We start from the raw sequence: 15,018 nt of genomic DNA, 5'->3' as shown, positions 1-15,018 counted from the left end.
ATATATTCAGCAAAAGTTGACTGTATTCGTTGCTGAAGAACTAGCCGATAAATTAGAAACGAAGTTAACAATAGGCCGCATTGATATAGGATTACTTAATCGCGTCATTATTGATGATGTACTGTTAGACGATAAATCCGGCAAAGAAATGCTGAAAGCGACCCGTCTTTCCGCTAAATTCGATATACTTCCTCTATTTAGAGGAAAAATTTCTATTAGTAGCGTACAGCTATTTGGCTTTAATATTAGTCTCAATAAAAGAACACCTGAAGCTGATCCAAATTTCAAATTCTTAATTGACGCATTTGCTTCCAAAGATACAGTTAAAACGAAATCGAATATCGATTTGAGAATTAACTCAATCCTCATACGACGTGGAAAATTGTCATACGATGTTTTTTCAGAACTAGGAACTCCCGGAACATTCAATGCCAAACACATTAGACTGCATAACATTATTGCAAATATATCATTAAAGGCATTTCAAAAGGATTCGATCAATGCTTATATCAAGCGTCTCAGTGTAGACGAGCAATCAGGTTTCGAATTACGTAAACTTTCGCTTAAAGTGTTGGCTAACGATAAAAATATGCGTATTGAAAATTTCGCCGTTGATTTGCCCAATAGTTCTTTGCAGATGGACACCATACGCATGAAATATGATAGTCTTGCTTCTTTTAAGCATTTTATTGATGATGTACATTTTTCGCTCAGCATGTTGCCTTCACACATTACATTGCAGGACATTTCATCTTTTGTACCTGCCTTATCTAACTTCAAAGACAAGATAGATATAGAGATGGATGTTGCGGGCACAATCAATCAACTAAACTTTTCGCGATTATATATCAATGCCCAAAATCGTTTCAAAATAAAAGGCAATCTGTCATTGCAAGACTTGTCTCGATCACAAGACACCTATATATATGGCAATCTCTCCAATTTATCAATCAACGGTGAAGGTATTAACTTTATTGCCCGCAATCTAGGCGAAAAATTCAGAGATGTTTCTCCCTTATTAAAACGTCTAGGAGATATTTCTTTCCGCGGTGAAATATCCGGCTATTATACTGATCTGGTTACATACGGAATATTTGAAACAAACCTTGGTGCAGTAAAGACCGATTTAAAACTTAGCTCAAATAAAGAAAAAGGGACTTTTGCCTATTCTGGTTCTGTGAAGACATCGGATTTTGAGATTGGAAAATTACTAGCTAACGATAAATTAGGCAAAACCACTTTAAATATCGATGTCAAGGGAACTCATCAAAAAGCGCAATTTCCTTTCATTGTGATGAAAGGTTTGATCTCTTCCATTGAGTATAGTAAGTATAAATACGAAAATATCACACTCGATGGTGAATATAAGCATGGAGGCTATGACGGGAAACTAGCCATTAACGATACTAATGGATCTATAATATTAAATGGTTCATTTAATACGGTTGAAAAGATTCCAATTTTTAACTTTAAAGCTATTATAGATAAGGTTCGCCCTCGTGAGTTGAATTTAACTCCAAAATATAAAGATACAGAATTTTCCTTAACGATAAATGCAAATTTTAAAGGTGGATCTGTTGATGAAATGTATGGTGAAATCAATATAGACAGTTTACGCTTTAATGCTCCTGATAGAACTTTTTTCATGGACAACATGAATATTTCGGCTACTCACGAAAACGGCCAAAAAAAAATAAGCATTCACTCTAGTTTTCTTAAAGCGAATATTGAAGGGAATTATTCATACCGCACCATAATGGCCAGTGTTTTGAATATTATGAAAAAGTACATACCCTCACTAGTACCGTCACATATAGATGTTGCCACCAAAAACAACTTCAGTTTTGATATTCATATTTTTAATACAGACATTCTTTCTTCTGTTTTTGAAATACCAATTGAGGTGTATACTCATTCTACTATCAAGGGCTACTTTAATGACAATGCAAAAAGGCTTCGTGTCGAGGGATATTTTCCTAAAATACGTTATGGCAACTTAATTATCGAATCGGGACTCCTTGTATGCGAAAATCCCGCTGATCAAATTACCGGTCACATACGGTTTACGAGCAAACGTAAGACGAGTGATGTCAATATTTCATTAGATGCGCAAGCCAAGAATGACATTATTAGTACTACTTTCAATTGGGGCAATAATGGAGTAGAAACATACAGTGGCAAGCTTGCGGCGATAAGCCATTTGGAGCGCTATATAAATAGATTGGGAAATTCTACGTTAAAAGCAGTAGTTAATGTACAGCCCACAGACATCATACTCAACGACACCGTTTGGCAAATACATCCTTCAAATATTGTGGCTGATTCTGGCAAGATCGCAGTTAATAATTTTTATTTCAGTCACAAAGATCAATTTATCCGTATCAATGGAGATGCTTCGGCTAATCCCACTGATACAGTAAAAGTTGATATGAAAGAAATCAATATCGCCTATGTATTTGATGTTGTCAATCTCAAAGGAATCTATTTTAAAGGACTGGCCTCTGGCACGGCCTACGTTAACCATGCGATGAAGAAGCCTAAAATGAACACTCGTCTATTCGTCAAGAACTTTGGCTTTAATGATGGACTTATAGGTGACATGAATATATATGGTGAGTGGGATGATAAAAATGAAGGCATTTTTCTTGATGCGAAGATAAAAGAAGAAGGTATTTCGGCAACCAATGTAACTGGGTATATTTATCCACTTAAACCTAAGAGTGGAATTGATCTGCATATACAAGCTGATAGTACGAACCTAAAGTTCTTGGAATACTATGTCCAATCCATTGTGTCGGACATCAAAGGGCGAGCTAGCGGGAATATTCATCTTTTTGGAAAATTTAGTGCACTCAATCTAGAAGGGAGTGTCAAGCCGGATGCATCTTTCAAAGTCAATATTCTCAATACTCAATTTGTTTTAAAAGACAGCGTGCGCATCTCTCCTGAAGCGTTTACATTGGATAATGTTCCGATGTACGACCTCGAAGGGCATCGAGGTATAGCAAATGGATACATTCACCACCGTAACTTGAAAGATATGAGTTACAAGCTTGAGTTTAAGGCCAATAATATGTTGGTAATGAATACTAAAGAAAGTTCGTCTGTTCCATTTTATGGCAAAGTGTATGGGACAGGAAATGCATTACTTACAGGTAATCAGCAACAAGGTCTCAATGTGGACGTTGCTATTACTACTAATCGTAATACTAACTTTGTGTATGTTGCAGGCGCTACTGCATCCGCGACTAGCAATCAATTTATTAGATTTATCGATAAAACGCCCAAGCGAGTTATAGAAGACTCTATTAGTGCCGGATCCGAACATAATATAGAACAGGGGATAAAAGAGGATGAAACTCCGATGGATGTGCGCTTGAACATACTAGTAGATGCAACTCCCGATGCTAATATGAAAATTATTATGGACCCTATTGCCGGTGATTATATAAGTGGAAAAGGAAGTGGTAATATTCGTACTGAATACTATAATAAGGGAGATGTCAAAATGTTTGGAAACTATCGTATTAATCAAGGGGTTTATAAGTTTAGTTTGCAAGAGGTAATTCGAAAAGATTTTATCATTAAAGATGGTAGTGAAATATCTTTCAATGGCTATCCATTAGATGCTAATATGAATATACAGGCTGTTTATACTGTTAATTCAGCTTCATTGAACGATTTAATGTCCGATGTTACCGACTTCACTAAACAGCCAAATGTAAAAGTTAACTGTATAATGAATTTAACAGGTGTACTTTTGAGACCTAATATCAAGATGGGAATAGAACTGCCTAACGAGAGTGATGAAGTACAAACACTTGTACGCAATTACATCAGTACTGATGAACAGATGAATATGCAGATCCTTTATTTATTAGGTATTGGAAAGTTTTATACAGCTGAAAATGTAAACACAACGCAAAACTCGAACTTAATGTCTTCCGTACTTTCGTCGACATTGTCGGGGCAGCTCAATAATATGCTATCCAATATTATGAATAATCAGAATTGGAATTTCGGTACAAATTTAAGTACAGGAGACAAAGGTTGGACTGACTTCGAAGTAGAAACAGTTCTTTCTGGGCAATTGCTAAATAACCGCTTATTGGTAAACGGCAATTTTGGTTATCGGGATAATCCCCTCTCAACAACGAATTTTGTTGGAGATTTTCAGGCCGAATGGCTCCTCACCCGTTCTGGAGACATTCGCTTAAAAGCTTATAATGAAACGAACGATAAATATTACACCCGCACCAACCTTACTACTCAGGGAGTTGGCGTGATGTATAAGAAAGACTTTAATAGGTGGAAAGAATTATTTTTTTGGAATAATTGGAGCAAAAAAAAGCAAAGAGCAGAAAGTGAAGCAGTTAATAAAGTTCCGACAGACTCTATACCCGAAGCTCGATCGACAATTAAAAGAACAAAGTGAATTCTATAAATGGAATCTTACATAAATAAACTAAAAATATAACGGATGAAAACATTGGATTACGGAGTAATAGGCAATTGCCGATCAGCAGCCTTGGTTTCAAAGACTGGACAAATAGATTGGTTATGTTTCCCCGATTTTGATTCTCCTTCAATATTTGGACGCTTACTTGATGAGGAAAAAGGAGGTAGCTTTGGTATATTAACTTCCGATGATTATAAAATATCTCAGGCATACATTGAACAAACGAATATTCTCCAAACCAAGTTTGATAATGGTTCGTCCGCATTTGAACTAATAGACTTTATGCCACGCTATCAAACAGGTTCAAAGACCCATTACACGCCTCCCGAAGTATATCGTTCCATTCGCATTTTATATGGTTCTCCTACCATACGCATAGACTATACTCCTTCAATGAACTATGCAGCAGATGTTACTGTGAAAGAGAATATTAATGATGAGTTTGTACGCACTAAATCATCCAACAATCATAAAGATACAGTCTATTTATATTCAGACTTAAATCTACAAGATATTATCGATGGAAATGAAATAGTACTTACGAAAGATTCTTTTCTACTTTTTTCTTATTACCAAAAACTGATACCAATAGATCTTGATCGCGTTAATTTGGAATATCAGCGTACAAGGGTATATTGGCTCAATTGGAGCAATCGATCCAGGAAATTCATCAATTATAACAAAGAAATTTCTCGTAGTATGCTTGTGTTGAAGCTAATGTCTTTTCATCGCACAGGTGCGGTTTTGGCAGCACTTACTACGAGCTTGCCCGAAGCTATCGGAGAAGAGCGCAACTGGGATTATCGTTTTTGCTGGGTTCGTGATGCCTCTATGTCCATCAATACGTTGCTAAAATTAAATCATCATGGTGCTGCATCCCGCTTCATTACGTTTATTAAGAACATCTTAAAATCTAAGAATGATAGCTTGCAGATTATGTATGGCATTCGGGGAGAACGAATACTCACCGAAAAGCTCCTTCCTCATCTTTCGGGTTTCGAAAATTCGAAGCCGGTACGTATAGGCAATGAAGCATATATCCAAGAGCAGAATGATTCGTCTGGATATTTAATGGATGTTATTTATCAGTACTTTGCTAACTTTCCAGGTTCTCTGGATGAGGTAGAAGAAATGTTTGAGGTGGTAAAAATTATCGCCAAAGATGTTGTTGAAAACTGGCGCAAACCCGATAAAGGGATATGGGAAATAAGAACAAAAAATCATCATTTTGTCTTTTCAAAAGTGATGTGTTGGGTAGCTCTGGATCGTGCCGTCAAGATTGCCGAATTACTAAATAGAGAATATTTCGTTTCGAAATGGGGCCAAGAGGCTTATTTAATTAAAGAAGACGTGCTTCTAAATGGGTGGAAAGAAGAAATACAAAGTTTCTCGCAAGCATATGACAATTTAAATATGGATTCTTCATTGCTCTTGATGGAAGCATATGGGTTTATTGAGGCAGATGATGATAAATATATTAAAACGGTCATAGCTGTTAAAGATAGCCTCTTATTCAATGGTTTAATGTATCGTTACAAGAATGAAGATGATTTTGGACTGCCTAGTTCTGCATTTACTATTTGCACCTTTTGGCTTGTGCGCGCACTCTTCGTAACTGGGCAACAAGATGATGCTCGGAAGATATTCAATCAACTCTGTTCATACACTAATCATGTGGGACTCATGAGTGAAGATCTCGACTTCATCAGTAAAAGGCAGTTAGGCAATTTTCCACAAGCCTACTCCCACTTGGCTATGATTGATATAGGAATATTACTCTCAGAAGAAAAGAACCGTTCACACTTCATTCGCCCGTAAACAGAATGCTATTGAGCCATTAACTTTAGTAAGGGTAAAACTTCCTTTTGAGATTCTACATAAAAGCGTGCATCATTAGAGACTTCTTCCACTTTAATGGTGTATGCTTTTTTAGGCATCCCTCTGAACATATCCTCATCGGTAGTGTCGTCTCCAATAGCAAACATAAAATCATATTTTCCCTGTTCGAGGAGATGTTTTACCACATACCCCTTGTCACATCCTATTGCTTTTAATTCAACAATTTTATTGCCTTTCATTATTTGCAATCCCTCTCGAGAACACTTTTCTCTGAGCACGCTAATTATTTGTTGTTCGCGTAGTGCAGCTACCCAAGGATCTACATTTCTGTAGTGCCACACAAGAGCTGTCTTTTTTATTTCTAAGAAAGAGCCAGGCGTTTTATCGGTCATTTTCTCGATAATATCAACAATATCTTTATCCCATTTTTTCTCTATAAGGGTATTTGTCCATTCTCCATCTTCACGTATAAAAGCTCCATGCTCAGCAGCAAGTACTATGGGTAAATCTCCAAACCAGTTCATTAAAGTTTTCTGATCCCTTCCACTACAGATAGCAACCATATTTTTAGGATCTTTCACAAGGTTCTTCAATAAAGTAATCAATTCAGCAGTGGGTATTGCCTCTTCGGGAATGCTGGTAAATGGAGATAATGTTCCATCGTAATCGAGTACAATCAATCTCTTTTTGCTTTTAGAATAATTCGCTACAAGCTTCTTCTTCTTTGTATCATCTAGTAATTTAGCTGTAAGTGCTTCATTTTCGGTTTTAATGTCTGATAATTCAAGGATGAAATCTGCCGCCCATTTTTGAATGGTCTGTATAGAAATTATTTTTTGCATTCTGGCCATACGCTTTAATTGTTCTTCAAGAGGCATTTGCAGCGCTTTTAGAATAGCATCTTTCATGTTATCAATATCGTTTGGATTCACAATGATAGCGTCTCTAAGTTCTTGAGCTGCACCAGCCATTTCGCTCAAGATCAAGACTCCCGGAGTATCTCTTTTCACAGCAACATACTCTTTGGCAACCAGATTCATCCCATCTCTAAGAGGAGAAACCAATGCAACATCCGAAATATGATATAACGCAATCAACCGTTCAAACGAAAAACTGCGATAAAAGTATTGCACTGGTACCCAATTCAAATTAGAATACTTACCATTGATCATTCCTATATTTTCGTTTATCTCTTTTTTCAAGTCAGCATACGCATCTACCTTGTCACGAGAAGGGACAACAACCATCACTAACGTTACCTTTTCATGATATTCAGGATGTTCTCCCAGAAAAAGATCAAACGCTTTCAATCGATGAGTAATTCCTTTGCTATAATCTAAACGATCAACAGAAATAATAATTTTACGCCCACCAAATTTCTTCTTCCATTCCATCGATAGCTTTTTAGGAGCTGCTTTTAAAGGAGCATCGCTATATTTATCATAGTTGATTCCCATCGGAAATGCATCAACATGTATCATTCGATTTTTGTATTTCGTTTCATCCATGATGAACTTCACATTCGAGACCCGTTCGGAAGCACTCATAAAGTGACGCATATAGTCGGTAGTATGAAAACCTATTAAGTCCGCCCCAAGGAGCCCATTTAATATTTTAGCTCTTTCAGGAAGAATCCTGAATAATTCGTAAGATGGAAAGGGAATGTGGTGAAAATAGCCGATACTAATATTTGCATTCTTCTCACGTAGCATAGTAGGAAGCAGCATCAATTGATAATCTTGCACCCAAACAATATCTCCTGCCTCAATTAGCAGAGAAGACATTTGTGCAAATAGCTGATTTACTTCTTGATACACTTTCCATGACGATATGCCATATTTTATATGCATGTAAAAGTAATGGCACAAAGGCCAAATAACGCTATTACTATATTTATGATAATATTCTTCGATCTGATTTTTTGAGAGAAAAACCGGATGATAATTAAACTTCTCCAGATGTTTTGTTATTGCATCTTTCTCTTCGTCATTATCAGTAAAGATTCCCGGCCAGCCAACCCAATGCTTCTCCATTGTAGTTTTTAATGAGGCCAAACCTGTAGCCAATCCACCTTCACTTGGAGTAAAACTCATTTTACCATTTTTCTTGATTACTTTTATAGGTAATCTATTTGATATAATAATCAATTTCATATATTTATATATTAATTCATAATCACAAGATGTCTTTTCAGCAAGCTCAGTATACCGTGTAACCTTGAGATGTGTTTTCTTTAAAGAGAAGTGATGTTATTAGAAAAAGAGCTAAAATCTTCGAAACAAACCGTAATTGTTTTTGGGTATTAAATATCGGTTTGTTGCAAATATACCTTTTTCTCATGAAAAATCAAATCTTTAAATGATAAAATCTACAATTACGAAATAAAGAAACGCTCAACAAAGAGTATATATCATACTCGTTTTTTCAAAAAACAAAAAATAAATGTAACTTTGTGCCTTTTTATTATAGTTATAAGATATAGGTAACATGAACAATCTGCAACACAACACTGCCAGAGGAACAGCATTTGGTATTCTATTGGCATTAAGTCTCTCTCACATGCTGAACGACACGCTACAATCTCTAATCTCAGCCATTTATCCATTGCTTAAAGATAGTCTATCACTCAGTTTTGCCCAAATTGGACTTATCACGTTAGTTTATCAGATTTCAGCATCTGTATTTCAGCCCTTCGTAGGTGTATATCTTGATAAAAAACCGAACCCTTGGTTTCTGCCTATCGGTATGGGATTCACTTTAATCGGATTGATGGTGTTAGCTTTTGCCGATAGCTTACACTTAGTTTTCATTTCTGTATTTTTAGTAGGTATTGGTTCATCTATTCTGCATCCTGAAGCTTCTAGACTCACTTCATTGGCTTCTGGTGGAAAGCGTGGGTTGGCCCAATCATTATTTCAGGTAGGCGGTAATTTAGGAGGGTCTTTAGGACCTCTACTTGCTGCTCTTGTTATTGCTCCTTATGGCCAACAACATATTGCTCTATTTTCCATTCTTGCTGTATTGGCCATGATAATCATGATACCCATTTGTCGATGGTATAAAAGAGTGTTGCAGATAGCAGGCAAAAGAAGGCGAGAATCTGAGGTGAAGGTAGAATCACCTTTTTCGAGGAATCAAATAATAATCTCATTACTTATTCTTTTGGTTCTTATATTCTCTAAATATGTCTATATGGCTAGTCTTACGAACTTCTATACCTTTTATCTGATGCATAAATTCGGTGTATCCATACAAGCTTCGCAGTTTTATCTTTTCACCTTTTTGTTTGCTGCCGCAGTTGGCACATTACTAGGTGGTCCCATAGGCGATCGTATAGGGCGTAAATATGTCATTTGGGTTTCTATTTTGGGCGTAGCCCCTTTTACACTACTGATGCCTCACGCCAATCTCTTTTGGACCTGTGCGCTCAGTATTTGTATCGGATTAATCTTATCTTCTGCCTTTTCTGCTATTTTGGTTTATGCGCAAGAGTTATTGCCGATGAAACTTGGACTTATCTCGGGCTTATTCTTCGGCCTGGCTTTCGGTATTGCAGGTGTAGCGTCTGCTGTATTGGGCAATATTGCTGATACAAAAGGGCTTGATTATGTTTATCAACTATGTGCCTACATGCCTTTATTAGGTTTAGTTACCTATTTCTTGCCCAACATGAAAAAAAGCAATCCAATACAGAAGTAAAAAAGCAAATTGAGTAAAAGATTAAATTAAGAAGTGATGTGCTCATTCCCGCAGAGATCCTTACTCTTAAAGACCTAGACGTTTTTTTGAAAGACCTAAATGTTTTCTAAAAATGCTTAGGCCTTTTAGTTTCATTAGCACTATATGCTATCCTTCTATCAATGTCTTAATCAATTAGACTTATTTCCATAAATCGAGAATGTTTTGTTCACCCCAATATAGATGAGTATAGCCTGCTATCACATTTTTGTAGCGAATGAGCGCAGTGCCCGTTGCAGTGTTTTTTGCGTTATATTGGATCGTGACAGAAGGTAGTGCATTGGTGAGGCGTGAATAATGAAACTCGTGTCCCCGAAGAGGAATGTCTTTGTAAGTCAGGCTTCGATAGCCTAAGTGCAACTTCATACCATCCATGGTGGCATCTTGTTCTAATATACCTGCCATGGGATGCTTTATTCCGTCCATTCCAGTGATCGTGCGACAGAGATACATCATCCCTCCACATTCGGCTAGTAGCTTCCCTCCTGCCCTTACATAGGTTTCTATGGATTGAAGCATGCTGATGTTATTACTTAGTGTAGGCAGAAAAAACTCCGGATATCCACCGGGAAGGTAAACGAAATCCGTTTCGGCGGGCAATGCCGTGTCTCGTAGCGGGCTGAAATAAGTTACTTTGCCCAAGGCCTCTAGCCGACGGATGTTTTCGTAATAGGTAAAGTTGAACGCTTCGTCTTTGGCCACAGCTATTCTAATAATAGAAGGATTATTCTGATAGTTTTCTCTGTTTTTAGCTTCACGGGCATTTCCTAAAGACTGTATTGTGGCCTGTGAAGATGCCTTTTTATCTGACTGAACTTCCAACTCCAGAGAGGCTAATTGCAATAATCGATCTACATCAACAAATTCTTCAATTAAATCAGCTATACGGTCGGTAAAAGCGTCGAAACGAAAATTTTCTTCGAGCGTAAGGCCTAAATGACGAGAGGGTATTTCAATGTCACTCCGTTTAGGCAGATAACCCAAAGATTCTACACCGGCATCTTTGCATGCTTGCTGTAGATAACTGTAGTGGCTCTCTCCTGCCACTTGATTAAAGACGACTCCTGCTATGCGTATTGAGGGATGGAAATGTTTATACCCGTACAAGATGGGAGCTGCAGAATAGGCCATTGAGCGAGCATTGAGTATCAACACTACGGGAATGTGTAGCAATTTGGCTATCTCAGCACTACTGCCATGCATGCCATCATATCCGTCGAAAAGCCCCATTACACCTTCAGTGACAGAGATATCAGACTCTGCTCCGTATCTACTATAGAGTTGCTGAACATGTTCCTCGGACGCTAACCAAGTATCCAAATTAACGGAGGGTTGTCCGGCAGCTAGTGCATGATGTTGCGTATCGATGTAATCGGGTCCGCATTTAAAGGGTTGTACGGCGTATCCTCGCTTGCGGAGGGCTTTGAGTAATCCGAGCGTAAAGGTTGTTTTGCCGCTTCCTGAAGAGGCTGCACCTATAAGAATGTGTGACTTCATTGATTTACATTACTTAAGTAAAGAGAATGCAAATATAAAATAAATTAATAACTTTGCCCCGCTTTGGTGATGTAATGAGCATTCTGCACGTTGCATAAAAGGGAATCCGGTGTGAATCCGGAACAGTGCCCGCTACTGTAAAACCCAAAACTCTTATTCCAATTAAGAGTAAATAAAGAGAGCATTCCAAATACGCCACTGTATCCATTTACAACGGATACGGGAAGGTCGCTCTTCTATGGGGATAGTCAGGAAACCTGCCAAGCAAACCATATTAATAAAGTATTCCCGGGGTCAGGAATGCTATTTATTAACTTCTTTAACAAACATCAATGAAGAAAAGATGCTTACTGACAATCCTCCTAGGAGGTTGTGTTGTAATGAGTTCGCTTGCGCAGATCACGCTAAGCGGAATGGTTATTAATGCCGAAACGGGAAAACCCGTGAAAGGGGCCAGTGTTCGCCTCGAGCAAACTACTATGGGCTGCGCCACAAACAGCAAAGGAGAATTTTTACTAAAAAATGTGAAAGATGGAGAGTATCTATTGCGTGCCAGCTGCCTAGACTACAGTCCTACTACTCTAAAAGTGAATGGCAGCAAAGAAAACGTGGTGATTAAATTACGAAGCACCTACATTAACCTAGACCAAGTGGTGGTTACCGGAACAGGAACACACCACAAACTAAAAGAAACACCTGTGCCCATTGAGGTAATTAGCTCTGCTGATATCAAGAAGGCGGGCGTGACTGACTTTCAGGGTGCAATGACCATGTTGCAACCGTCTCTCTCTTTTTCGAGCAATGCAATGGGTTCGTATCTGATGATGAATGGATTAAGCAACAAATACGTGTTGATCCTTATCAACGGTAAAAAGCTTACGGGAGATACGTCCAACAATATCGACCTTGCTCGCATCGACATGAACAACGTGAAGCGAATAGAGATTCTGAAAGGTGCCGGCTCTGCTCTCTATGGTTCGGATGCCATTGCGGGGGTCATCAACATCATCACAGAAAATCCTAAGAACTTACTCACCGTTACTTCCGACACGCATTTTGAGGAATACGGCCAGTTTACTCAAGGCATTAGTGCAGACGTAACTACTAAGAAATTTGGTTCATATACTTCTTATAGACGGCAGCAAGCAGACGGTTGGCAACAGAATGCTCTTGATGAAGATGGAGAAGCTACAGAAAAATCAAATACTTCGGGTTACTATGCAAACGTAGTGAATCAGAAGTTTACCTTCGAGCCTACCAGTAAGTTGTCTCTATATACAGAAGGGGGATATTACAATCGACTCACCGATCGTCCCGTAGCTGGATATGATTACAACTTAGCTTACAAATCGTATAATCTGGGTGTAGGTGCTAAATATCTCTTGGGCAATGCTTCTTATTTGAATTTGGACGTGACCAATGATAATTATGAAACGGCCTACAAGTATCTTGTTGAAAGCGGTGATTACAAGATTGATGACAAAAATATGGTGAAAAGGCAACACTACTACAATGCCAATCTGAAAGGAGTGTTTAAGCATTCCGAAGGTTTTAAAAGTGTGATAGGACTAGAATATATCAATGAAGCACTCAAACGCCCCGACGCATTAGTAGATAAAAACGTCTATACAAGTTCTGTGTATGCGCAGGAAGAAATTCATTTATTAAAAGATCTGGAAGCCATAGTAGGGCTGCGCTACGTTCATCATGAAACAGCCGGGAACCATTTAACCCCAAAGGTTTCGCTGATGTATCGGTTGGGTGATTTCAACCTACGGGCATCTTACTCAGGTGGTTTTCGTGCTCCGGGACTTGATGAACTTTATTATTATTACATGAAAAGTGGTAGCACAATAACGGTGGGAAATACGACTCTTAAACCGGAAAAAAGTCATTATGGTTCATTCAATATAGAGTATGTGAATAGTCGTTTTACGGCATCCGCTACTGCATACATCAATTCTATTGATGATATGATTAGTGCAAAGAGTACTTTGCTTTCTGCCATGAGCGCAGAAGAGAAACAAGCTATTATTGATCAAGCTACTACTGTTTTTGGTGCACAGGCTGTTAAGAAGTTGAAGACGTATAAAGAGTATAGAAATCTGGATAAAGCTATGGTAAAGGGATTTGAGACAAACTTAAACGCTTATTTGGGTTATGGCTTTTCACTCGGAGGTGGATATACATTTGCTTATGCCCGTGGAAAAGATCAGGAAGGTATTTGGAGTACTATAGAGCGTAGTATTCGGCATACAGGCAGTGTAACCGGCAACTGGGTGCATTCGTGGAATGCTTATAAACTGAACATTAATATCAATGGGCGTATGCAGAGCAAACGTTTTCAACAGTCGAGTGGTGTTGATGAATCGGCACCCGGTTTTGGCCTTTGGAATCTTAATACTCGTCACACATTCGATGGCTTTAAGAACTTCCTTATTGAACCGGGGTTAGGTATCAATAATATTTTCAATTACAAGGATGATCGTCCTTACGGAGTAAACTATGCTACTCTTACTCCGGGGCGCACCGTTTATGTAAGTCTCCTACTCAAATTCAAAAAGTGATGATAAAAACAATAATGCTTTTTATGGCATTGGTATTTGCGGCTATAAGTCAAGCCAGCGAAAAAGGAAATTTTATAGAATCGGACATGTTGACAACTATGCAACCCGGCGACAAGGCCGCCATACTAATGGTACATTTTGGCACAACGTATAATGATACACGTGCACTGACCATTGATGCCATCAACAAGAAGATGGCTACTGCTTTTCCAGAGCTAACAATGCGTGAGGCCTGGACCTCACGTATTGTGATGAGACGCATAAAAGCTCGTGGTGATAATAAACTCTCTCCTACCGAAGCCCTTAATGAACTTCATAAAGAAGGGTTTACACACATCATCGTACAATCCACCAATATTATTGAAGGTATTGAAATGGAAGCTTTGCGTATCGAGGTAGCTCAAGCTGCACCTCTCTTTAAAGATATTCGCATTGGCAATCCGTTGCTTTATACGGTTGACGACTATCGCCAGGTAGCAGCCATTTTGAATACGAACAAACCTAACTCAGGAGTTGCTGTACTGGTAGGTCATGGCACGTATACGCCTAGTACATCTTCGTACACAATGATGGACTATATGCTGAAAGCCGAGGGATATAAAGGCTTTTATATCGGTACAATAGAAGGCTATCCGTCATTCGATGATCTGTTGGAACAATTGAAGCGCAACGGTGAAAAAGAAGTGACACTCATTCCCTTTATGTTTGTGGCTGGAGATCATGCCAACAATGACATATCCATAGATTGGAAACAAGCGCTTGAGAAAGAAGGAATGCGAGTATCAGTACGGATGCAAGGATTAGGTGAGATTCCTGAAATTCAGAATCTATTCATTGACCACGCACGCTTCTTCCTAAAACATAAGTTGATCAGCATCACTGATAAAAAGAAACATTACGCAATAGAGAAAGATTAAT

7 protein-coding genes and 1 riboswitch are annotated in these 15,018 nt (G+C 38.3%); of the genes, 5 read left to right on the top strand and 2 right to left on the bottom strand.

Annotated elements, in window-relative coordinates:
- Positions 1-16 precede the first annotated feature (16 nt).
- Positions 17-4,435 (top strand): translocation/assembly module TamB domain-containing protein, encoded by a 4,419-nt coding sequence (locus BQ5338_RS09590; RefSeq protein WP_139265238.1) that lies wholly within the window; start codon positions 17-19, stop codon positions 4,433-4,435.
- Positions 4,436-4,480: 45 nt separating this feature from the next.
- Positions 4,481-6,277, top strand: a complete 1,797-nt coding sequence (locus tag BQ5338_RS09585) for a glycoside hydrolase family 15 protein (protein WP_071146566.1) — start codon at positions 4,481-4,483, stop codon at positions 6,275-6,277.
- Between the two features lie 8 nt (positions 6,278-6,285).
- On the opposite strand, the gene BQ5338_RS09580 is transcribed toward BQ5338_RS09585, so the two are convergent.
- Complete coding sequence (locus BQ5338_RS09580) at positions 6,286-8,451, bottom strand: bifunctional alpha,alpha-trehalose-phosphate synthase (UDP-forming)/trehalose-phosphatase (RefSeq protein ID WP_071146565.1); 2,166 nt, start codon at positions 8,449-8,451, stop codon at positions 6,286-6,288.
- Between the two features lie 334 nt (positions 8,452-8,785).
- On the opposite strand from BQ5338_RS09580, the gene BQ5338_RS09575 reads away from it, so the two are divergent.
- Positions 8,786-9,997, top strand: a complete 1,212-nt coding sequence (locus tag BQ5338_RS09575) for an MFS transporter (RefSeq protein WP_071146564.1) — start codon at positions 8,786-8,788, stop codon at positions 9,995-9,997.
- 180 nt (positions 9,998-10,177) lie between these two features.
- Here BQ5338_RS09575 and BQ5338_RS09570 read toward each other — a convergent pair whose 3' ends face one another.
- On the bottom strand, positions 10,178-11,533 hold the full coding sequence (locus tag BQ5338_RS09570) for a cobyrinic acid a,c-diamide synthase CobB (protein WP_071146563.1): 1,356 nt from the start codon (positions 11,531-11,533) through the stop codon (positions 10,178-10,180).
- Positions 11,534-11,579: 46 nt separating this feature from the next.
- Positions 11,580-11,812: riboswitch (cobalamin riboswitch) on the top strand.
- Positions 11,813-11,865: 53 nt separating this feature from the next.
- Here BQ5338_RS09570 and BQ5338_RS09565 point away from each other — a divergent pair.
- A complete protein-coding gene (locus BQ5338_RS09565; protein WP_078063442.1) occupies positions 11,866-14,100 on the top strand; it encodes a TonB-dependent receptor in 2,235 nt (744 codons plus the stop codon).
- 2 nt (positions 14,101-14,102) lie between these two features.
- Positions 14,103-15,017: a sirohydrochlorin cobaltochelatase gene (locus BQ5338_RS09560; protein WP_078063462.1), complete on the top strand. Its 915-nt coding sequence runs from the start codon at positions 14,103-14,105 to the stop codon at positions 15,015-15,017.
- The last annotated feature ends 1 nt before the right edge of the window (position 15,018 follow it).

The sequence above is a fragment of the Bacteroides ihuae genome (assembly GCF_900104585.1).
Taxonomy (GTDB): domain Bacteria; phylum Bacteroidota; class Bacteroidia; order Bacteroidales; family Bacteroidaceae; genus Bacteroides; species Bacteroides ihuae.
The sequence above is the reverse complement of the archived record's forward strand: the minus strand, read 5'-3'. Positions and strand labels throughout refer to the sequence as shown.